The 20293-nt window shown below is 65.8% G+C and carries 16 protein-coding genes; 7 read left to right on the top strand and 9 right to left on the bottom strand.

The features are described from left to right. The first annotated feature begins 81 nt into the window (after positions 1-81). Complete coding sequence (locus KYG_RS01285) at positions 82-567, top strand: NUDIX hydrolase (protein WP_008902989.1); 486 nt, start codon at positions 82-84, stop codon at positions 565-567. A gap of 3 nt (positions 568-570) precedes the next feature. On the opposite strand, the gene KYG_RS01280 is transcribed toward KYG_RS01285, so the two are convergent. Together KYG_RS01280 and KYG_RS01275 are read right to left on the bottom strand one after the other, a co-directional pair. Next, positions 571-2064 carry a M20 family peptidase gene (locus tag KYG_RS01280; protein WP_008902988.1) on the bottom strand — a complete coding sequence of 498 codons (1494 nt, stop codon included), beginning with the start codon at positions 2062-2064 and terminating at the stop codon, positions 571-573. A 62-nt stretch (positions 2065-2126) separates the two neighbouring features. Further along, on the bottom strand, positions 2127-5306 hold the full coding sequence (locus tag KYG_RS01275; protein ID WP_008902987.1) for a DUF3427 domain-containing protein: 3180 nt from the start codon (positions 5304-5306) through the stop codon (positions 2127-2129). Positions 5307-5519: 213 nt separating this feature from the next. Here KYG_RS01275 and mnmA point away from each other — a divergent pair, with 213 nt between their 5' ends. Next, positions 5520-6632, top strand: coding sequence for a tRNA 2-thiouridine(34) synthase MnmA (gene mnmA / locus KYG_RS01270; protein WP_008902986.1), 1113 nt, complete (start codon positions 5520-5522; stop codon positions 6630-6632). Between the two features lie 113 nt (positions 6633-6745). On the opposite strand, the gene KYG_RS01265 is transcribed toward mnmA, so the two are convergent. From KYG_RS01265 to dacB, 3 genes are all read right to left on the bottom strand, one after another. Then, positions 6746-8044, bottom strand: coding sequence for a lipase family protein (locus KYG_RS01265; protein ID WP_034692544.1), 1299 nt, complete (start codon positions 8042-8044; stop codon positions 6746-6748). 127 nt (positions 8045-8171) lie between these two features. Beyond that, positions 8172-8441, bottom strand: a complete 270-nt coding sequence (locus KYG_RS01260) for a SemiSWEET transporter (RefSeq protein WP_008902984.1) — start codon at positions 8439-8441, stop codon at positions 8172-8174. 49 nt (positions 8442-8490) lie between these two features. Further along, on the bottom strand, positions 8491-9960 hold the full coding sequence (dacB, locus tag KYG_RS01255) for a D-alanyl-D-alanine carboxypeptidase/D-alanyl-D-alanine-endopeptidase (protein WP_008902983.1): 1470 nt from the start codon (positions 9958-9960) through the stop codon (positions 8491-8493). 86 nt (positions 9961-10046) lie between these two features. Here dacB and KYG_RS01250 point away from each other — a divergent pair, with 86 nt between their 5' ends. The 5 genes from KYG_RS01250 to corA all read left to right on the top strand — a co-directional run bounded on the left by KYG_RS01250 (position 10047) and on the right by corA (position 14258). Then, positions 10047-11063: a DMT family transporter gene (locus tag KYG_RS01250; RefSeq protein ID WP_008902982.1), complete on the top strand. Its 1017-nt coding sequence runs from the start codon at positions 10047-10049 to the stop codon at positions 11061-11063. Continuing rightward, positions 11060-11773 (top strand): tRNA (adenosine(37)-N6)-threonylcarbamoyltransferase complex dimerization subunit type 1 TsaB, encoded by a 714-nt coding sequence (gene tsaB / locus KYG_RS01245; RefSeq protein WP_008902981.1) that lies wholly within the window; start codon positions 11060-11062, stop codon positions 11771-11773. Before KYG_RS01250 ends, tsaB begins: the two co-directional genes overlap by 4 nt. 8 nt (positions 11774-11781) lie before the next feature. Next, complete coding sequence (gene rimI / locus KYG_RS01240) at positions 11782-12273, top strand: ribosomal protein S18-alanine N-acetyltransferase (protein WP_008902980.1); 492 nt, start codon at positions 11782-11784, stop codon at positions 12271-12273. Between the two features lie 41 nt (positions 12274-12314). Beyond that, a complete protein-coding gene (locus KYG_RS01235) occupies positions 12315-13073 on the top strand; it encodes a uracil-DNA glycosylase family protein (RefSeq protein WP_034692541.1) in 759 nt (252 codons plus the stop codon). A 198-nt stretch (positions 13074-13271) separates the two neighbouring features. Next, on the top strand, positions 13272-14258 hold the full coding sequence (gene corA / locus KYG_RS01230; RefSeq protein WP_008902978.1) for a magnesium/cobalt transporter CorA: 987 nt from the start codon (positions 13272-13274) through the stop codon (positions 14256-14258). Positions 14259-14539: 281 nt separating this feature from the next. Here corA and KYG_RS01225 read toward each other — a convergent pair whose 3' ends face one another. The 4 genes from KYG_RS01225 to KYG_RS01210 all read right to left on the bottom strand — a co-directional run bounded on the left by KYG_RS01225 (position 14540) and on the right by KYG_RS01210 (position 20264). Beyond that, entirely contained in the window at positions 14540-15307 is a 768-nt protein-coding gene (locus tag KYG_RS01225; RefSeq protein WP_008902977.1) for a 5'-methylthioadenosine/adenosylhomocysteine nucleosidase, read from the bottom strand. A gap of 143 nt (positions 15308-15450) precedes the next feature. After that, complete coding sequence (locus tag KYG_RS01220) at positions 15451-17130, bottom strand: long-chain-fatty-acid--CoA ligase (protein WP_008902976.1); 1680 nt, start codon at positions 17128-17130, stop codon at positions 15451-15453. A 92-nt stretch (positions 17131-17222) separates the two neighbouring features. Then, on the bottom strand, positions 17223-18635 hold the full coding sequence (gene pntB, locus KYG_RS01215; RefSeq protein ID WP_008902975.1) for a Re/Si-specific NAD(P)(+) transhydrogenase subunit beta: 1413 nt from the start codon (positions 18633-18635) through the stop codon (positions 17223-17225). A 27-nt stretch (positions 18636-18662) separates the two neighbouring features. Continuing rightward, on the bottom strand, positions 18663-20264 hold the full coding sequence (locus KYG_RS01210) for a Re/Si-specific NAD(P)(+) transhydrogenase subunit alpha (protein WP_008902974.1): 1602 nt from the start codon (positions 20262-20264) through the stop codon (positions 18663-18665). Positions 20265-20293: the final 29 nt, after the last annotated feature.

Raw genomic sequence — 20293 nt, 5'->3', positions numbered from 1 at the left:
GGCCACGGACGGGTCGCTGCGTGGCTTTCTTGCCAATAGCCGACATCCCTCGTGTCACCCGCCCTCGTCATAATGCGCGCCATGCCCCACCGCTGGAAACCCAACGTCACCGTGGCCGCCCTCATCGAGCGCGATGGCCGCTTTCTGCTGGTCGAGGAAGAAACCACCGATGGCCTCAAGCTCAACAACCCGGCCGGCCACCTGGACCCTGGCGAGTCGCCCATCCAGGCCTGCGCCCGCGAGGTGCTGGAAGAAACCGCGCACGACTTCGAACCCACGGCGCTGATCGGTGTGTACCTCAACCGCTTTACCAAGACGCGCACCGGCGACGACATCACCTACCTGCGGTTTGCCTTTGCAGGCACGCTGGGCACGCACCATGACTGGCGCAGCCTGGACGCGGGCATCGTGCGCACCCTGTGGCTCACGCCCGACGAAATCCGCGCCTGCCCCGAACGCCACCGCAGCCCCTTGCTGCTGCGCTGCCTGGAGGATCATCTGGCGGGGCAGCGGTTTCCGCTGCATCTGGTGCACACGGATGTGAGCGTCACCAGCCCGGCCGACTGAACATCACTGCGCCGGCAGCACCGCCACCTGCGGAATGAGCCGGTGGTAGAAGCGGATGGCGTCCTGGTAGTTGGCCACGCTCAGCCGCTCGTTGGTGCCGTGGAAGCGCTTGAGATCCTCTGCGTTCGCGCGGATGGGCGAAAACTTGAAGATGTGGTCGCTGATGGCGCCGTAGTGGATGGAGTCCGTGCCCGCCACCATCAGCCCCGGGGCCACCAGCGCGTCGGGGAACACCTCGCGGATGGTCTGGTTCAACACCCGGTATTGCGCCGAATCGGTGGGCGCCACCTTGGACGCATCCACCGCCCCGGGCAGCGCCACCAGTTCGAATTTGCCGCCCGGCGCCGCATCGGCCACATGGCTGTGCACATGCGCCAGCACGCCCTCTTTGGTGTCGCCCGGCAGGATGCGGAAGTTCACCGTGGCCTCGGCGCGGCCGGGCAGCACGTTCTCTTTGTTGCCCGCGTTGACGATGGTCAGCGCCGTGGTGGTGCGCAGCATGGCGTTGGTGCTGGCCGCGCCTTCCAGCTGCTTTTGCACCACGGGGCCGAACAACCACAGGTTGGACAGTGCCACGCGCGCAAAGCCGCTCATCTCGGGCGCCAGGGTGTCGAACATTTCAAACGCCACGCCCCGGATGCCGGCCGGCAACTGTTTGTCCTCCAGGCGCGCGAGCGCCGCACTCATCATGGCAATGGCGCTGGTGCCCTTGGGCGGCGGCATGGACGAATGGCCCGGCGTGGCCGACACCTTGAGCACCACCGACATGTAGCCCTTCTCGGCCACGCCGATGAGCGCCGTGGGCTTGGCAATGCCGGGCATCACCCCTTCGAGCACCAGCAGCCCCTCGTCAAGCACAAAGTCGAGCCGCACGCCGCGCTGTTGCAGCAGCGCGGCAATCTGCTGGGCACCGCGCGCACCACCCACCTCCTCGTCAGCGCCGTAGGCCAGGTAAATGGTGCGCGGCGGCTGGTAGCCGCTGGCCAGCAGCATCTCGACGGCCTCCATTTGCGAAAGCAGGTTGCCCTTGTCGTCCCACGAGCCACGGCCCCAGATGAAGCCGTCTTTCACCTCCCCGGCAAACGGCGGCACCTCCCAGTCGCCCTCGGTCCCGGGCGCCACGGGCACCACGTCCTGGTGCGCCATCAGCAGGATGGGCCGGGCCTGCTGGTCGGCGCCCTTCCAGGTGTAGAGCAGGCTCAGGTCGCCCACCACCTCGCGCTGCAGGGTGGCATGCACGCGCGGAAAGCGCTCCTGCAGCAAGGCGTGCAGGGCCTTGAACTGGTCGGCACTGAGCTGCGCGTCGTCGCGCGAGGAAAGGGTCTGCAGGCGCACCGCCTCGGCCAGGCGCGCGGCCACAGCCGTCGCATCCACGGCCACGGGCGCAAGCGGCTCCACCGGCAACTGGCGCGAGCCTTTGCGCACGGTGTTGATGGCCACAGCGGTCGCCAGCAGCACAAGCAGGGCCAGCAGGCCCCACAGGGTTTTCTTGAGCATGGGGTTGTCTCCTGGAAGCGCATCGTAAACCGCACCGGCACGGCGGGTCGTGCCGACCAGCGCTACACCCCGCGCAGCACACTGAACTCTCTGAACAGCCGCGCCGGCAGCGGCGTGTCAAGCCGCCAGACGATGCTCATCGGTCGGTCACCCTCTGCCGACTCCAGCGTGACAGGGCCACAGGCACGGTAAGCCTCGCCTTTGCGCGGCCGCACGAAGAGCTGGAACTGCCAGCCATTGGTCGCGCTTTCGAGGTATCGCCGGCCACCTGGCGTATCCGGGCCAGCGCTGTTCTGGCTTTGCCAATGGAATCGCTCCGCGCTGATCGCATAGTCGTGGTACGCGATGCGGTCGTGGTACCCCTCGCTCTTGTCGAGCGTGACAAAAAGCAGCTCGGTTTTGCGGCTGAGCAGCGACAAAGTACCGGCCTGGAACGGTACGCGGCGCGACGCTGTCAGCCAGCCCACGGCGGTGAGTATTTCGCGCACACCATACGCAGCGTGCAGGCACAAGGGCGTGTCTTCGAGACCGGGCACCGGATGCGCGCCCAAGGTGCTGCGGGCCTGCAGCAGAGCAGACAACTCCACCAACTCGGCCGCAATGGCGGGATGCTGCACCATGCGCTCCATAAAAGCCTCGTGCCCGGCGGCTTGGTCATGGCGTCCGTCAATCTGGTAGGCCAGCATCTGCACCGCCAACGCTTCTTCTGCCTGCAACGCCGGTGCGTCTTCTTGGGGCACACCGACTGCGGTCATCACGTCGAGCCGACGTGGATCGTCCACATGCAGCAGGTCGCCAAAGCGGCGGCTGAAGTAGTCCTCCTCCGGACCTGGCTCTGCCACCATCAGGCCTGCATCGCGCTTCAGTGCCGTCCAACCACTGCGGCCTTGGCCGGTGGCAGCGCGGTAGACGTCTTCCAGTTCCAATGCCTGGTCGTGCAGAAAATCGGCCAACTGCACCGCAGACCGGCCACGCAAGGCGGCGTAGGCCTGCAGCTCGGTTTTCAGGCGCCGCCAGTTCTGCGATATCAAGGCCCGCAATCCTTGCAGCACCTGCTCGCGCGTCTGGCGCTGCAGATGAATATGACAGCCGGGCGGCAAACTGCCGAAGCCGTTCTCCACACCGTCCGTCAGCTCGCGGCGAGACAAGCCGGTCAGACTGGACAACAGACGGTCAAACCGAAACTCCGTGCGGTGCTGACCGACAAAATCGAGCACCAGACAGCTTTCCTTGCCGGGCGCCAGACGCAGGCCGCGGCCAATCTGCTGCTGAAACAGCACCGGGCTTTGCGTGGGCCGCAGCAACAACAGCGTATCCACCATCGGCAGGTCAATGCCTTCGTTATAGAGATCGACCGTCACCAACGCGCACAACTCGCCGCTCAGCAGGCGCTGCGGCGCCCGGCGCCGCTCTTCGCTGGCCGTTGCACCGACCACACAAGCGGCAGGAAGCCCCGCGCGATTGAGCCAATCGGTCATGAATTCGGCGTGGGCCACCGACACACAGAAAACGATGGCCCGCGACTGCCTTGCGTCAGACGCCAAGCGGCGCCATTCATTGATGACGAGTCGGGCGCGCACGTCGTTGCCCGTGACCAGGTTGTCCACCGCCTCCCGTTCCCCCGGCCGGTCCCAAGGCACTTCCGAGAAGTCGGTGGCATCGTCGCAGGCGTAGTACTCAAACGGCGCCAACAGTTGCAGGTCCAGCGCATGCCACAACCGCAGCTCGACCGCCGGGCTGCCGTCTGGCCGTGCATCGAAATACTGCGCGATGGGTTGGCCGTCGCTGCGCTCAGGCGTGGCTGTCAGCCCAAGCAACACGCTGGGGCGAACTGCTTTGGCAAAAGTATCAAACCGGTCAGCAGCCAAGCGGTGGCATTCGTCCACCACCACCGTGTGCCAGTGATCGGCACCCACGGTGGCCACAAGATTGCGGCTGGTCAGGCTGTCGATGGTGGCAAACAGGTGATCCCAGCGCTCGGGTTGGTGGCTCCCGGTGAGCAGCTCACCGAAATCAGGGGCGCGCAACACTTCACGGTAGGTGCGCAGGGCCTGGCGCAGGATTTCCTCGCGATGGGCAACAAACAGAAGGCGCGGGCGCCCGCCTTGCCTGCGGCAGGTGTTGCGGTAGTCGAACGCCGCGACCACCGTCTTGCCGGTACCCGTGGCCGCCACCAAGAGGTTGCGGCTACGGCCATGGGCACGCTCGGTGGCCAGCTGCTCCAGCATCTCCTGCTGATACGTCTTGGGCTGGAGGTCAAAAAAGCTGCTGGTGGTCGAGGGTTCGCCGCCAAACGACTCGCGGCCCAGCGCTGCCGCCAGGGCTTGCCGGTGTTCAACGTTGCCCGGGTCGTAGCGCTGAAACTCGCTGTCCGCCCATAGCGTCTCGAAATGGGCCACGGCTCGGGCAAACAGGGCCTCTTGCGCACGCTGGGTCAGTTTGACGGTCCACTCCAGCCCGCCGGTCAGCGCCGCACCCGAAAGGTTGGCACTGCCCACATACGCCGAACCGAAGCCGCTCTTGCGCTGGAACAGCCAGGCCTTGGCATGCAGACGGGTGCGCCGGCCATCGAGCGACACGCGCACTTCGCACCCAGGCAGGCGCGCCAGCTCGTCCAGCGCACGCGCCTCGGTCGCGCCGGTGTAGGTGGTGGTGAGGATGCGCAGGCGGGTCTTGCGTGGCGCCTGCCCTGTTGGTTGCGCGCCCATGGCCGTGATCTGCTGCAACACGTCCTGCAACTTGCGCACGCCGGAGACGGTGATGAAGCTGACCAGAATATCCACCTGGTCGCTGGATGCCAGCTCACGGCGGATTTCCTGCAGCAACGAAGGTGAACCCTTGCCGGCGGTAAAGAGCCAGGGAACCGCCAGACCGATCTCCGGCGACGCCGGAAACTGCTGGTCACGCTGGACCGCTCGAAGGACCCGCAACGGAGAGGCAATCAGGTCAATGACATCCGCGGATGGACCGGTGCCCACCGCGCCATCGCCACCCGCGAGGCGCTGCCGCAGCATCACCAGCAGCCCGTTGACCAGTTCCAGTTGCGCTTTGACTTTGTCTGCATCGTCGCCGGACATGTCGCCAAGGAGGGTCGCGAGCTGGCGCGTGATAGCGTCGATCAGGAGATCGGCCGCTCCGCCCTTTATCGCCGACACATTGGCCCGGGACGGGTCCAGCTCAGCGAGAGATCGGGCCAGGCCCTCTGTCAATAGCAGGTCGTACAAACCATCGGGCAATGCCATCGTCGTCCTTGGTGTGGGTGCGGCTGCCTTGATTGTCCTGGCAAGACGCCCTCTGGAGCCTGTCGCCGCAGAACCATCGCAAGCATGGGGGAAAGTTGTTGTGCTATTTGGCATAAAAACAGCCTCCAGCCCAATACCAGAATGCGTTAAAAGCTATTTTTACAATAGCGCTCTGCTCCCCATTCGTACAGCGATAGCCGGATAATCCTGCCCATGAAAAAGCAACGCGTTGTCGTGGGCCTCTCGGGCGGGGTGGATTCCGCCGTCACCGCCCACCTATTGAAGCAACAGGGCCACGAGGTGGTCGGCATCTTCATGAAGAACTGGGAAGACGATGACGACAGCGAATACTGCTCGTCGAACGTCGATTTCGTGGACGCCGCCGCCGTGGCCGATGTGATCGGCATCGAGATCGAGCACGTCAACTTCGCCGCCGAGTACAAGGACCGCGTGTTTGCCGAGTTCCTGCGCGAGTACCAGGCCGGGCGCACGCCCAACCCCGATGTGCTGTGCAATGCCGAGATCAAGTTCAAGGCCTTTCTGGACCACGCCATGCGCCTGGGCGCCGAGAAGATTGCCACGGGCCACTATGCCCGTGTGCGGCAGAACGCGGCCACGGGCCTGTTCGAACTGCTCAAGGGGCTCGACCCCTCGAAAGACCAGAGCTACTTCTTGCACCGCCTGAACCAGGCGCAGCTGGCCAAAACGCTGTTCCCCGTGGGGGAGCTGCACAAGACCGAGGTGCGCCGCATTGCCGAGGAGATCGGCCTGCCCAACGCGAAGAAGAAGGATTCGACCGGCATCTGCTTCATTGGCGAGCGGCCGTTTCGCGAATTCCTCAACCGCTACATCAGCCACGCGCCCGGCCCCATTCAGGATGACCGGGGGCGCACGCTGGGCCGGCATGTGGGTCTGAGCTTCTACACCCTGGGCCAGCGCCAGGGCCTGGGCATCGGCGGTGTGAAAGAGAAGGGCGCGCAGCGCGGTGCTGGCGACCATGCGCCCTGGTTTGTGGCCCGCAAGGATCTGGAGAAAAACACCCTTCGTGTGGTGCAGGGGCATGACCACCCTTGGCTGCTGTCCCACCAGCTGGATGCTCAGGACGCGAGCTGGTGCTCTGGTCAGGCGCCGCTGCCGGGCGCGTACGCAGCCAAGACCCGCTACCGCCAGCAGGATGCCGCCTGCACCGTGGTCAGCGCCGATGGCGTGGGTTTTCGTTTGGATTTTCCGCAGGCGCAGTGGGCGGTCACCCCCGGTCAGAGCGCGGTGCTGTATGACGGTGAGGTGTGCCTGGGCGGGGGTGTCATCGTGGATGCCACGCAATGACGGCGCCTTAAGCCCTATGGGCATCGGGGCGCGGCAACCTCGACAACAAGCAGGCACTCAACAGAAAGCAGAAAGGGCGACCGGAGTCGCCCTTTTTTGAGTGCTTCAGGCGCTTATTTCACCGCATCGAACAGTGCGCGGGCCTGTGCATGGCAGAACGGAGGCTCGTAGGTGCCGTGGTAGGCGCCATAGTAGGTTGCAAACGCTGCCGATGTCGGGTCGGTCGGGGCCTGGCCACCCGGCCCGAAGGTGGCCTGGATGGCGGCATCGACGTCCACCGACGTCACATTGGTGAGGCCGCGGCTGTCGAAGTCGGCCTTCATCACCTGCTGGTGCACCGCCGGCGGAACGGTGGGATCACCAGCACCACCGCACAGCAACACGCGCGCCTTGGGGTTCCAGCCCAGCAGGTCGTTCTTCTTGGCGGCCAGATACAGGGGGTGGGTGGTGCTGGTCTGTGAGCCCTGGATGAACTCGGGCTGGAACAGTGCGTCACGGGCCTGGTTGGGAGTCCCGCCGGGCAAAGTGCCGGACGTGACCAGGGTGGTGTAGTTCAGCGTGGGGCTGGGCAGCAGGTTTTCGATATAGCCCGAATACGGGGCCTTGAAAACCTGCTTGACGTCGGTGTAGACGTTGCCATAGACCTTCTGCCAAGCTGTTACCAGGTAGGGTACGAAGAACTGCACCCCGGCAATGGCGTCGGGAATGCGCAGGGAACCTGAGAGGTTGTAGGGGCCCGCGAGGTGAGCGCCCGCAACCACGTTGAATTCGGTGCCGTAGTCGCGCTCAGCGGCACGGTGGGCCGCCATGGACGAGTGCCCGCCTTGCGAGTAGCCCGTGAACATGACCTTGCCGGAAAGATTGGCGCCCACCGCTCCTGCGGCGTTGCGGGCCGCACGCACCGAGTCGATGACGGTGGTGGCTTCCGAATCAGCGTGCAGGTAGGGGTGGTAGCCGTAGCCCGATTTGGCAAATCCCAGGTAGTCGGTGGCTACCACCGCATAGCCTTGGGCCGCATACATGGCAGCGAGGAGAAAGGTCTCGCTGTCCTGGGGGTTGGCCAGGGTGCGCAGCTTTTGCACGTCGGTGCCCTTGGCATAGGCCACCAGGGGCGCCGCTGTGGTGCAGCTGCCTGCGGGCACCAGCATCACGCCGGAGGCGTTCGTGTTTTCTCCGGCTTTGGCGCCCACCGTGGCGTAATTGAGCGCAACGACCTTCACATCGCATTTGGCCTTGCCGCTGATGGCTTGCAGACCACTGCTGGCGGTGCCCGCGTCAATTTGCGCTGCGGTGAGGGTGGTGAGAACGACCGCAGGGTCGACCAGCTCACCGCGGTCCGGGTCGTCGGAGCCGCCGCAGGCGACGAGCATTGCCGCAGCAGCGGCGACACAGGTAAGACGGAAATAGTTCATGGATGGATACCTCAGTGCAAGAAACAACGCCGCATCGTGCGCGCACCTGCACTGCAGCATCCATTGGGGATAACGCGGGCCACACCCCACCGCAGACACCTAGGTGACAGCGATTGGCCGCCAGCCTTCAATGGCGTTTGCGTGCTCCGTACGCCAGCTTCATGCCCAGGATGGTGCCCGCCAGCACCAGCGTGATGGCGTTGGCCACCACGATGGGCCAGGCCGACAGCGCGAGGCCATACACCAGCCACAGCGCAATGCCGACCGTGAACACGCTGTACATGCCCAGCGAAATGCCGCTCACATCCCGCGTGCGAAACGTGTGCAGCGCCTGTGGCACGAAGCTGCAGGTCGTGAGGGCGGCGGCCAGATAGCCGATCAGGTCAGAGATTTGCATGGGTGGTGACGGTCGAACGCTCGCTGCGCGGCAGGGTGGGCCTGGATTTTCACTGGTCGCGGGCTGCCCAGTCGGTCAGAGCATCCAGCACGGGCCGGGCGCCACCCGCATTGGCGTGATTGACCACGGCGACCAGCACGTACCGGCGCCCGCTGGCTCCGTGCACGTAGCCCGCCACGGCCATCACATCGCGCAGGCTGCCCGTCTTGAGGTGAGCGGTACCCGCACGGCTCTGGCTGCGGCGAAGGGTGCCATCCACCCCCGCTATGGGCAGCGAGGCCACCAGCTCCGGCATCACCGGGGACGCCCAGGCCACCTGCAGCATGCGGGCTAGCGCCTGTGCCGTGATGCGCGCGTCGCGGCTCAGCCCCGCACCGTTGTCGGCCAGGGGCAGCTCCGCATCGCCCATGCGGGCCACCCACCACTGGCGCAGGGCCTCGCGGGCACCGTCAAAGGTGGCGACCCCGTTTTTTTGCAGCGCAAGGCTCAGGAACACATGCTGCGCCATCACGTTGTTACTGTATTTGTTCACGTCGCGCACCACCTCGGCCAGCGCTGGCGAGGTGACCACAAACGCAGGCTTGAGGCCCGCTGGCACCTTCCCATCGCGCACGCTGCCGGTGAGCTTGCCGCCCAGCTCACGCCACATGCCTTCCACCGCCCGCACTGCAAACGCGCGGGGGTCGGCAGCGGCCACGGGCCATGCCCGCTCCCCGCAGGCCGCCGGATAGACACCCTGAAAGGCCACCTTCACCGGGTCGCCCAGCTCGGCACGCAGCCCACCCCGCCAGTCGCCACACTCGGTGCCCGGCGCCGCCAGAGCCACCGTGGCCTGGCGCTGCACACCCGCCAGCGGCGGGTCGTACTGGATGCGTGCCAGCCCCGCTGCGGCATCGGGCACAAAGGTCATCACCGACGACTTGTAGTTGAGAAGCAGCGCATCGGGCGCGGCGTTGTAGGGGCGCAGGGGCTCGCCGTCAAAACGGGCCGGGTCGTGTTCGGGCACGTCAAAAGCCGACCGGTCGAGCACGATGTCGCCCACGATCACCTGGATGCCCTGGCCCTGCAGGCGCCGCATCAGCAGCCACAGGCGCTCCATGACCAGCTTCGGGTCCCCCTGGCCCTGGATGTAGACATTGCCGCGCAGGCTGCCCTCCTGCACCGTGCCCTGCAGGTACACCGGCGTATTCCACACGTATGCAGGGCCCAGTTGTTCAAGGGCGGCATAGGTGGTCACCAGCTTCATCACGGACGCAGGGTTGACGGGCACCTGCGCCCGGTGCGCAAGGCGCGGGGACGCGCGCCCGCCTTGGGCGTCGACCACAAGCACCGACAGCGCATCGCGCGGCAGCCTGGCGCGCGCGAGTGCTGCTTCCACTTCAGCGGGCAGCGGGCCGGAAGCAGCGGTGGCGGTGGCGGTTTGGGCCGCGGCGGGGAGTGTGATGGCGGCGGCCATTGCAGAGATACCGCAGACGCCGCACCGCAGGAGCTGGCGCCAGAAATCAGGAAAAGGCAACATGGCGGAAGTCTATCGTCCGCCCCGCCACCCGGCCCCCGTCCAACCCGCAGCCTGCACAGCCCGGGGCAGGCACCGATAATCCCCCGATGCGTTTTTCTCCCCGCGCCATCGGCCTGCTGGCGGCTGTTGTCACCGTCATCATCTGGACGGGCTTCATCGTCATCGCCCGCGCCTCGGCCCAGCGCACGCTCACCCCTTTCGATATTGCCCTGCTGCGCATCACCGGCGCCAGCCTGGTGCTGGTGCCGTGGGGGTGGTGGATGGTGCGGCGGCGCCAGGCCTCCCAAGGCGCTCAGGCACCGGCTTCCAGCCTCTTTGGCATCTCCCCGTTGCCGCTGCGCACCACCGCGCTGCTGGGCACCTTTGGCGGTCTGCTTTACGCACTGCTGGCGTATGCGGGCTTCTTTCACGCCCCGGCCACCCATGCCGCCGTGCTCATGCCCGGCAGCCTGCCGCTGTGGACAGCGCTGTTGGCCGCCGTGGTGCTGCGCGACCACATCACCCCGCTGCGTGCCGCCGGGCTGGCGCTCATCGTGGCGGGCGACCTGCTGGTAGGGGGGCGCAGCCTGCTGGCTGCGTTTTCAGGCGGCGATGTGTGGAAGGGCGACGTACTCTTCATGCTGGCCGCGTCGTGCTGGGCCACCTACAGCGTGCTGGCCCGGCGCCACGCAGTGGATGCCGTGCAGGCCACCATCGCGATTACCGCCTTCGCCTGCCTGGTGTATGTGCCCGGCTATGCGCTGCTGGTGGCGCTGGGTGCAGTGACCAGCCACCTGTCCATCGCCCCCTGGAGCGAGATCGTCTTTCAGATGGTGTTCCAGGGCGGCGGCTCGGTGGTGATCTCGGGCATCAGCTTCACGCGCATGATCCAGCACTTTGGTCCCGTGAAGTCCACCATGATCACGGCACTGGTACCCGGGCTTTCGGCCATTGGTGCGGTGGTGTTTCTGGATGAGCCGATGTACTGGAACCTGTTTGCCGGGCTGCTGCTGGTGACCGCCGGAATCCTGCTGGGCGTGCTGCGCAAAAGCCAGGGCCCTCGCCCCGCTGGATCTGCCGCACCAGCCGTACCGTCCCCGCAACCATCGTCCTCTGCCCCATGAACCTGCTTGCCTTCGACACCAGCACCGACACACTCTCCATCGCCGTGCAACATGGCGACGCCGTGGTGCAGCACACGGGCCCGGGCGGGGCCCAGGCTTCGGCCACGCTGATCCCCGAGGTGCGCCGCCTGCTGGCGCTGGCGGGTCTGTCGTTCGACACGCTGGACGCCATCGTGTTCGGGCGCGGCCCGGGCTCGTTCACCGGCCTGCGTACCGCGTGTGCAGTGGCGCAGGGCCTGGCGTTTGGCGCGCGCGGGGGCCAGGGGGTGCCGGTGCTGCCGGTGGACACCCTGCTCGCCGTGGCCGAAGAGGCGCGCCATCAAACCGGCTGCACGCAGGTGGTGGCCGTGCTGGATGCACGCATGGACGAGGTCTACCACGCCCGGTGCGAGTTGCGGGGTAGCGATCATGTCTGGCAGACCGATGCCGATTTCGGGCTGGGCGCGCCTGAGACGGTGTTGCCCCCCGCCGGATGGACGGTGGCGGGCAACGCACGCGCACCCTACGGCCACCGGCTGGCCCCTGCAGCGCCCCACGTGGTGGCACTGCCCAGCGCCACCGCACTGCTGCGCCTGGCGCCCGCCCTGCTGGCTGCTGGCGGCGGCATGCCTGCCAGCGATGCACTGCCCCGCTATATCCGCGATAAAGTGGCACAGACCACGGCAGAACGCGCTGCCCTGCGCGCCCAGGCGCCGGTCGCCAACCCCTGAGACATTGCATGAGCGCCCTCCCCACGTCCGCCAACGCCCCGCTGGCCACACGGCCGCAAGCCCGCTTCGAAGCGCTCACGCTGGCACAGCTGGATGCTGTCCTGGCGGTGGAGCAGCGTGCGTATTCCCACCCCTGGACACGGGGCAACTTCACCGATGCCATGGCCTCCGGGTACCAGGCCCAGGTGCTGATGGCCGGAGACCACCTGCTCGGATACTTCGTGGCCATGATGGGGGTGGATGAGGTGCACCTGCTCAACATCACCGTTGCCCCCGAGTTCCAGCGCCAGGGCTGGGCCCGCGTGCTGCTGGATGCGCTGGCCCTGTGGTCGCGCGGCCGGGGCGCGCAGTGGCTGTGGCTGGAGGTGCGCGCCAGCAACCTGCGGGCCCAGCACATCTACCAGACGCACGGTTTCCGCCGGGTGGGCGAACGCAAACGCTACTACCCGGCTGACCAGGGCCAGCGCGAAGATGCGGTGGTCATGAGCCTGCCGCTGTAATGTCCGCCCCCCCAACCGCTCACCATCCTGCACCCGACCGTATGAGCCTTCACCTCAATGCACGACAACGTGCCATGCTGCAAGAAATGGGTATTACCGTGTGGGCCCCGGTTCCTGCGGAGACCGCTGCAGCCGTGGGCCTGGGCCACCCGGGCCCTGCGCGGGGGGCTCCCGCGCCAACCGCAGCCATGCCACAGCCCGCAGCACCCGCTTCTGTGCGCCCTGCGGCCCCGGCGCCTGTACGAACCGCATCACCCGCGTCCCCTGCGGCCGCCGCCGCCGCACCCGCGCTCCGGCTGCACCCCGCCCAGGCGCTGTACCCCGGCGCCGACCCAGCCCAGGTGCCTGCCGGGTTGGGCGCAGGCTGGCTCATCGTGACCGAAAGCCTGACCCCTGCGGACCCGCTGGGCGGGGACGCCGGGCGTCTGCTGGACAACATGCTGCGCGCCCTGCAACTTCACCGCCATCCGCGCGTCTTTCTGGCAGCGCTGGAGCGTGCTGGGCCGGGCAGTGACAACGGGGGTACCGACATCGCCGCAGCACTGGCCGACACGGTGACGGTGCTGGGCCCCGCGATGGTGCTCGTTCTCGGCCACGTGGCCGCCCGCGCAGCGCTGGGCCGCACCGAGCCCCTGGGCCGCCTGCGCGCAGAACCTCACCAGGTGGCTGGCTGCCCGGCCGTGGTGACCTACGACCCTGCGTTCCTGCTGCGATCACAGGACAACAAGGCGGCAGCCTGGGCCGACCTGTGCCGTGCGCTGGCCACGGTGCGCACCACACCCGCTGCGCGGGGTGGCTGACGCGGCGAACGCACACCGCTGTCATCCCTTCGCCACCACGCGGTGCCATAATCCGCCGCTTGCCCATTTATACGGAGACAGCTCCTTGGAAACCTACCCCAGTTGGTAGCTTTCAGCTCCCCGGCCTGCATGCTGCGGGGGGTTGAAAGCACCCCATGCCCCTGCACCGCAGACGCCATATAACAAGGGAGTGAGCCCATGCTCAACATCTTCACGCTCGCCAATGGCCGGCTGTTTCAGGAAGAAATCGAGTCCCTGGAAGAGCTGACCCGCTTCCAGCCGATCTGGGTGGACCTGGAAGCCCCCACGCTCGAAGAAAAACGCTGGATCAAGCAGCACTACGGCCTGTCCATCCCCGAGGATGCGATGGACGAGGACATCGAGGAATCCGCCCGCTTCTACGAGGAAGACAACGGCGAGCTGCACATCCGCAGCGACTTCCTGATCGACGACGACGAAGACCCCCGCTCGGTGCGCGTGGCTTTCATCCTCAACCAGCACAACGCCAACCTCAAGAGCCGGGGCGTGCTGTTTTCCATCCACGACGAAGACGTGCCGGTGTTCCGCCTGCTGCGCATGCGCGCGCGCCGCGCACCGGGGCTGATTGAAGACGCCAAGGAAGTGCTGCTCAAGCTGTTCGATGCCGATGCCGAATATTCGGCCGACACGCTGGAGAACATCTATGACGAGCTCGAGCAGGTGAGCAAGCAGGTGCTGGCCGGAGACGTGACCGACACCCGCGCCGGTGAAGTGCTGGCCGCCATCGCGCGCCAGGAAGACTTGAACGGCCGCATCCGCCGCAACGTGATGGACACCCGCCGCGCGGTGAGCTTCATGATGCGCTCCAAGATGCTCAACTCCGAGCAGTTCGAGGAAGCCCGCCAGATCCTGCGCGACATCGAGTCGCTGGACAACCACACGGCGTTCCTGTTCGACAAGATCAACTTCCTGATGGACGCCACGGTCGGTTTCATCAACATCAACCAGAACAAGATCATCAAGATCTTCTCGGTGGCCAGCGTGGCGCTGCTGCCGCCCACGCTGATCGCCAGCGTGTATGGCATGAACTTCAAGTTCATGCCCGAGCTGGACTGGGCGCTGGGGTATCCGTATGCCCTCGGGCTGATGGTGGCCAGCGCGCTGGGGCCCATGTGGTACTTCCGCAAGCGCGGCTGGCTTAAATAGGTTCCCCCTGTGGCGCTGCGCGCCTTCCCCCTGAGGGGGACGCCTCCAGTGGACCGGCGAAACCGGATCCGCGGTGGCGCTGGTATTGGGGCGCGCCAGTTTCACGGCGCGGGGCAGAACACTGGTAGAGGCGCCATGGCTGCCCGTCACCCCCGACCGTTCGGGCTGAGCCTGTCGAAGCCGGGGCGGGGCGGGGGATCGCTTCGTCGATTACTTCAACGCAAAATATGAGTCAAATTGCCCTCTAGCGCTTATCCATCAAGCGCTAGCAGCTATTAATTTCATAGTTTCTGCAGAAACGCCAGCACCATGTGTTCTGCGTAGCGGCTGGCTACGGTCTGCACAAAGCGGGGGAAGTCCACGTGCGCGGTGTCGTCGGCGCGGTCGGAGATGGTACGCACAGCGGCGAAGGGGATGCCGTAGTCGTGGCACACCTGGGCGACGGCGGCGCCTTCCATTTCCACGGCCAGCACGTCGTGGCCGGCGTCGCGCAATGTGGTGCGCAGGCGGTGGGCCTCGTCAGCGGCTGAGACAAAACGGTCCCCGCTGGCAATCAGGCCGTGGTGGGCGCGGTGCGCGGCGCCCCGGGTGCCGCCTGGCACTAGGTTATTTAGGTCAAATTGGCCGCTAGCGCTTGATACACAAGCGCTAGCTGCTCCTAAAAGCAGAGCAGACAGCGGGGCGTCACAGACCAGTCGGCTGCGCGCGTAGCCCGGCACCTCCCAGCGCGGAAACAGCGGCGAGGCGTCCATGTCGTGCTGGAGGTAGTCCTGCGCCACCACCACGTCGCCCACGTTCACGCCATCGCCCACGCCCCCCGCCACACCGGTGAACACCACGCGCGCCACGCCAAACCGCTCGATCAGCGCCGTGGCCGTGGTGGCCGCCGCCACCTTGCCAATGCCCGAGAGGGCCAGCACCACCGCGCGGCCAGCCAGTTCGCCGCGCCAGAAGGCACGTCCCGCATGCATCAGGCGCTGCGGGTGGACGAGGTGGGCGACCAGGGTGCTTTGTTCGTCGGGCAGGGCGCTGAGGATGGCGGTAGTCACTGCGCCATATGGTTAAAACTGGCACACCCCAGACCAGCGGACGCCGCGCAAGGGCCGCCCCGCCGCGCTGGCGTCGTCCCCCTTCCCGCTGCGCGCAGCGCATCGAGAGAAGGGGGAAGCCGCGAAGCGGCTCAGGGGGATGCTCACTTTTTATCCCGCAGCTCGCGGCGCAGGATCTTGCCCACCGGGGTCTTGGGCAGCTCGGTACGGAACTCGATCACCTTGGGCTGCTTGTAGCCCGTGAGGTTGGCCTTGCAGAACTCCTTGACCTGTGCTTCGGTCAGCGACGGGTCTTTCTTCACGATCACGAGCTTGACGGCTTCGCCGCTCTTCTCGTCGGGCACGCCCACCACGGCGCATTCGAGCACGCCGGGGCAGTTGGCCACCACTTCCTCGACCTCGTTGGGGTACACGTTGAAGCCGCTGACCAGCACCATGTCCTTCTTGCGGTCCACGATCTTGAAGTAACCGCGCTCATCCATGATGCCGATGTCGCCAGACTTGAAGTAGCCGTCATCGGTCATGACCTTGGCGGTCTCGTCGGGGCGCTGCCAGTAGCCCGCCATCACCTGCGGGCCCTTGATGGCGATCTCGCCAGGCTGGCCGAGGGTGGTGACTTCGTTGCCTTCGTCGTCCAGCAGCTTCATCCAGGTGCCGGGAATCGGCACGCCAATGGTGCCGGTGAATTCCTTGGCAGTAACCGGGTTGCAGCTGGCCGAGGGGCTGGTCTCCGACAGGCCATAGCCTTCGCAGATGGGGCAGCCGGTCTTCTCGAGCCACAGCTTGGCCACGGCGCCCTGCACGGCCATGCCACCGCCCACCGAGACCTTGAGGTTCTTCCAGTTGACGGTGTTGAAATCGGGGTGGTTGGCCAGCCCGTTGAACAGTGTGTTGACGGCCGGGAAGCTGTGGAACGTGTGCTTGGACAGTTCCTTGAGCACGGCCGGCAGGTCGCGCGGGTTGGGGATCAGGATGGTCTTGCCGCCCGTGCGCATGCTCAGCATCATGTTCACGGTGAACGCGAAGATGTGGTACAGCGGCAGCGCGCAGATGCTGGTGGGCTGCTCGTTTTCCGGCACCTTCTTCATCACCGGGGCGTTCCAGGCTTCAGACTGGAGCACGTTGGCAATCACGTTGCGGTGCAGCAGCACGGCGCCCTTGCTCACGCCCGTGGTGCCGCCGGTGTACTGCAAGAGCGCAATGTCGTCGGGCTTGATGTCGGGCTTCTTGAGCGTGCCGCGCGTGCCCTGGGCCACCGCCTCATTGAAGCGCACGGCGCCTGGCAGGTTGTAGGCGGGCACCATCTTCTTGACGTTGCGCACCACGTAGTTGACAAGGGCGCCCTTGAGCAGGCCCAGCTGGTCGCCCATGGCGGCCAGCACCACGTGCTTGACGGGTGTGTTGGCAATGCAGCTTTGCAGGGTGGCGGCAAAGTTTTCGATGATGACGATGGCCTTGGCGCCCGAGTCCTTGAGCTGGTGCTCCAGCTCACGCGGTGTGTACAGCGGGTTCACGTTGACCACCACAAAGCCCGCGCGCAGGATGGCGGCCACGGTGACCGGGTACTGCGGCACATTGGGCATCATGATGGCAACGCGGTCGCCCTTGACCAGACCCAGACCCTGCAGGTAGGCCGCAAACGCGCTGGAGAGCGAGTCGGTCTGGCCGTAGGTCACGTCCTTGCCCATGAAGCTGTAGGCCACACGGTTGGCGTACTTGGTGAAGGCCTCGTCCATCAGCGCCACCAGGGAAGGGTACTGCGAGGTGTCGATGTCGGCAGGCACGCCTTGCGGATATGCACTCAGCCAGGGGCGATCATTCATTTGCGTTGTCTCCTATCGGTTTTATGGGTGTCATGAGAACCGTGTCGATTTTTCAGCACGGTCGTGCTTTTTCTACTGGGCAATTATGCCCGTCAGCCCTTGAGCGCGGCGAGGACCTCGTCGAGCATTTTCTTGGCATCGCCAAACAGCATGCGGTTGTTGTCCTTGTAAAACAAAGGGTTGTCCACGCCCGCATAGCCCGAGGCCATGGAGCGTTTCATCACGATCGAGGTACGGGCCTTCCACACTTCCAGCACCGGCATGCCGGCGATGGGGCTGGAAGGGTCATCCAGCGCGCTGGGGTTCACGATGTCGTTGGCGCCGATGACCATCACCACGTCGGTATCGGGGAAGTCCTCGTTGATCTCGTCCATTTCCATCACGATGTCGTAGGGCACCTTGGCCTCGGCCAGCAGCACGTTCATGTGGCCCGGCATGCGGCCCGCTACCGGGTGGATGCCAAAGCGCACATTGACGCCTTTTGCGCGCAGGGTCTGGGTGATCTCGTTGACCGTGTGCTGGGCCTGGGCCACGGCCATGCCGTAACCGGGAACGATGATGACGCTCTTGGCCTCGCGCAGCAGCTCGGCGGTTTCGGCGGAGCTGACGGGCACGGCCTCGCCCTGCGGCTCGGCTGCATCACCCTTCTTGGCGGGTGTGCCAGCACCTGAGCCAAAGCCGCCCGCGATCACGCTGATGAAGTTGCGGTTCATCGCATTGCACATGATGTAGGACAGGATGGCGCCCGAGGAGCCCACCAGCGCACCGGTGACGATGAGCAAATCGTTGGACAGCATGAAGCCCGTGGCGGCGGCCGCCCAGCCCGAGTAGCTGTTGAGCATGGACACCACCACCGGCATGTCGGCACCGCCAATGGCCATCACCATGTGGATGCCGAACAGCAGGGCGATCACGGTCATCACGACCAGCGGCAGCATGCCCTGCTCGATGGTTTCGGCCCGCAGAAACTCGCGGCCAAACCAGATCACCACCAGCAAGCCTGCAAGGTTGAGCCAATGGCGCGCGGGCAGCAGCAGCGGCTTGCCGCCGATCTTGCCGTTGAGCTTGCCAAAGGCGATGAGCGAGCCCGAGAACGTGACGGCGCCGATCAGGATACCGACGTAGATTTCAACTTCGTGGATGGTTTTTTCCACACCTTGCAGCTGGATCGAGGTGTCCACATAGCTGGCAAAACCCACGAGGCAGGCCGCCAGGCCCACCAGGCTGTGCATGAGAGCGACCAGCTCGGGCATCTGCGTCATCTTGACGACCCTGGCGGCATACAGGCCGATGCCGCCGCCAATCACCAGCGCGCCCACGATCCAGGCGATGCCCGAGGGGCTGACACGCGGGCCGAATACGGTGGCGAGCACGGCCAGCGCCATGCCGACCATGCCGAACAGATTGCCGCGGCGCGAGGTCTCGGGGTTGGAGAGCCCGCCCAGGCTGAGGATGAAAAGAATGGCCGCGCCGAGATAGGCGACGGTGGCAAGACTTGGGGACATGTTCGTCTTTCCTCGTTGTTGTCGTTGTTATTTGCGGAACATGGCGAGCATGCGGCGCGTGACCGCAAAGCCGCCGAACATGTTGACAGCCGTGAGCACCAGCGCAGCGAAGGCCAGCCAGAGAATCAGACCATCTGGGCGCCCGTTGATGCCCGCGTCCGGCGGGGCGATCTGCACCAGCGCACCGATGGCAATGATGCTGGAGATGGCATTGGTCACGCTCATGAGCGGCGTGTGCAGCGCGGGTGTGACGTTCCACACCACCATGTAGCCGATAAAACAGGCGAGCACGAACACGGTGAAGTGCCCCAGGAAGGCCACGGGCGCATAGGCACCAATGGCCCAGAACAGCACGGCGAGCACGGCAAACACGATGGTCAGCGTCTTGGCGGACATGGGCTCACCAGGGCCATGGCTCGATTTTTTGACCGCTACGGGAGCAGCGGACACCTTGGGCGCCGGTGCCGCTGCCTGCTTGAGCGGTGGGGCAGGCCACGTGATGGCGCCGTCCTTGACCACGGTGAGGCCGCGGATCGCGTCGTCCTCCATGTTGACCACGGCCACGCCGTCCTTCGCCTTGCACAGCTCTTCGGTCAGGCGCAGCAGGTTGGTGGCATACAGCGTGGAAGACTGCTTGGCCAGGCGCGAGGCCAGGTCGGTGTAGCCGACGATGGTCACGCCATGGCGCACCACGGCCTCGCCGGGCACCGTGAGTTCGCAGTTGCCTCCCTGCTCGGCGGCCATGTCCACGATCACGCTGCCGGGCTTCATGCTCTGCACCATTTCGGCCGTGATGAGCTTGGGCGCGGGCTTTCCCGGGATCAGCGCGGTGGTGATGATGATGTCGGCATCCTTGGCCTGCTCGGCGTACATCTGGCGCTGCGCTGCCTGGAAACCCTCGCTCATGACCTTGGCGTAGCCGCCGCCGCCCGAGCCTTCTTCCTCGTAGTCCACCTTGACGAACTCACCGCCCAGCGACTTGACCTGGTCGGCAACCTCGGCGCGCGTGTCGTTGGCGCGCACAATGGCGCCCAGATTGGCCGCCGTGCCAATGGCCGCAAGACCCGCCACGCCAGCGCCTGCAATGAACACCTTGGCCGGCGGCACCTTGCCTGCGGCCGTGATCTGTCCATTGAAGAAGCGACCAAAGGCATTGGCCGCCTCAATGACAGCACGGTAGCCCGAGACACCGGCCGTGGAAGTCAGTGCATCCATCTTCTGGGCCCGGCTCAGGGTGCGAGGCAGGCAGTCGATGGCCAGCACCGTGGCGTTGCGGGCCGCCAGCTGCTGCATCAGCTCGGGGTTCTGGGCGGGCCAGATGAAATCGACCAGCGTGGTGCCCTCGCGCATCAGCGCGACTTCTTCGCTGCTGGGCGGGCGCACCTTGAAGACGATGTCGGATGCCGACCACAGCCTGGCTGCGTCAGACGCGATTTCGGCGCCCGCGGCGCGGTAAGCGTCGTCACTGAAGTTGGCAGCATCCCCAGCCCCAGACTCCACCGTGACAGAAAAGCCCAGCTTGATCAGCTTCTCCACCACATCGGGCACGGTGGCCACGCGCTTCTCGCCGGGAAAGGTTTCCCTTGGCACGCCGATACGCTGCGGCTGCGGGACTGGGCTTGTCTGCATCAGAGGTCTCCTCGAGTTTTGAAATCGTT

Source organism: Acidovorax sp. NO-1, from assembly GCF_000238595.1.
GTDB lineage: Bacteria > Pseudomonadota > Gammaproteobacteria > Burkholderiales > Burkholderiaceae_C > Acidovorax.
Note: the sequence above shows the minus strand (reverse complement) of the source record. Positions and strands in the feature narration are given on the sequence as shown.

Excerpts from the sequence above, each read along its gene's own strand:
- KYG_RS01285 (WP_008902989.1), top strand. The coding sequence starts at position 82 with ATGCCCCACCGCTGGAAACCCAACGTCACCGTGGCCGCCCTCATCGAG.
- KYG_RS01280 (WP_008902988.1), bottom strand. The coding sequence starts at position 2,064 with ATGCTCAAGAAAACCCTGTGGGGCCTGCTGGCCCTGCTTGTGCTGCTG.
- KYG_RS01275 (WP_008902987.1), bottom strand. The coding sequence starts at position 5,306 with ATGGCATTGCCCGATGGTTTGTACGACCTGCTATTGACAGAGGGCCTG.
- mnmA (WP_008902986.1), top strand. The coding sequence starts at position 5,520 with ATGAAAAAGCAACGCGTTGTCGTGGGCCTCTCGGGCGGGGTGGATTCC.
- KYG_RS01265 (WP_034692544.1), bottom strand. The coding sequence starts at position 8,044 with ATGAACTATTTCCGTCTTACCTGTGTCGCCGCTGCTGCGGCAATGCTC.
- KYG_RS01260 (WP_008902984.1), bottom strand. The coding sequence starts at position 8,441 with ATGCAAATCTCTGACCTGATCGGCTATCTGGCCGCCGCCCTCACGACC.
- dacB (WP_008902983.1), bottom strand. The coding sequence starts at position 9,960 with ATGTTGCCTTTTCCTGATTTCTGGCGCCAGCTCCTGCGGTGCGGCGTC.
- KYG_RS01250 (WP_008902982.1), top strand. The coding sequence starts at position 10,047 with ATGCGTTTTTCTCCCCGCGCCATCGGCCTGCTGGCGGCTGTTGTCACC.
- tsaB (WP_008902981.1), top strand. The coding sequence starts at position 11,060 with ATGAACCTGCTTGCCTTCGACACCAGCACCGACACACTCTCCATCGCC.
- rimI (WP_008902980.1), top strand. The coding sequence starts at position 11,782 with ATGAGCGCCCTCCCCACGTCCGCCAACGCCCCGCTGGCCACACGGCCG.
- KYG_RS01235 (WP_034692541.1), top strand. The coding sequence starts at position 12,315 with ATGAGCCTTCACCTCAATGCACGACAACGTGCCATGCTGCAAGAAATG.
- corA (WP_008902978.1), top strand. The coding sequence starts at position 13,272 with ATGCTCAACATCTTCACGCTCGCCAATGGCCGGCTGTTTCAGGAAGAA.
- KYG_RS01220 (WP_008902976.1), bottom strand. The coding sequence starts at position 17,130 with ATGAATGATCGCCCCTGGCTGAGTGCATATCCGCAAGGCGTGCCTGCC.
- pntB (WP_008902975.1), bottom strand. The coding sequence starts at position 18,635 with ATGTCCCCAAGTCTTGCCACCGTCGCCTATCTCGGCGCGGCCATTCTT.
- KYG_RS01210 (WP_008902974.1), bottom strand. The coding sequence starts at position 20,264 with ATGCAGACAAGCCCAGTCCCGCAGCCGCAGCGTATCGGCGTGCCAAGG.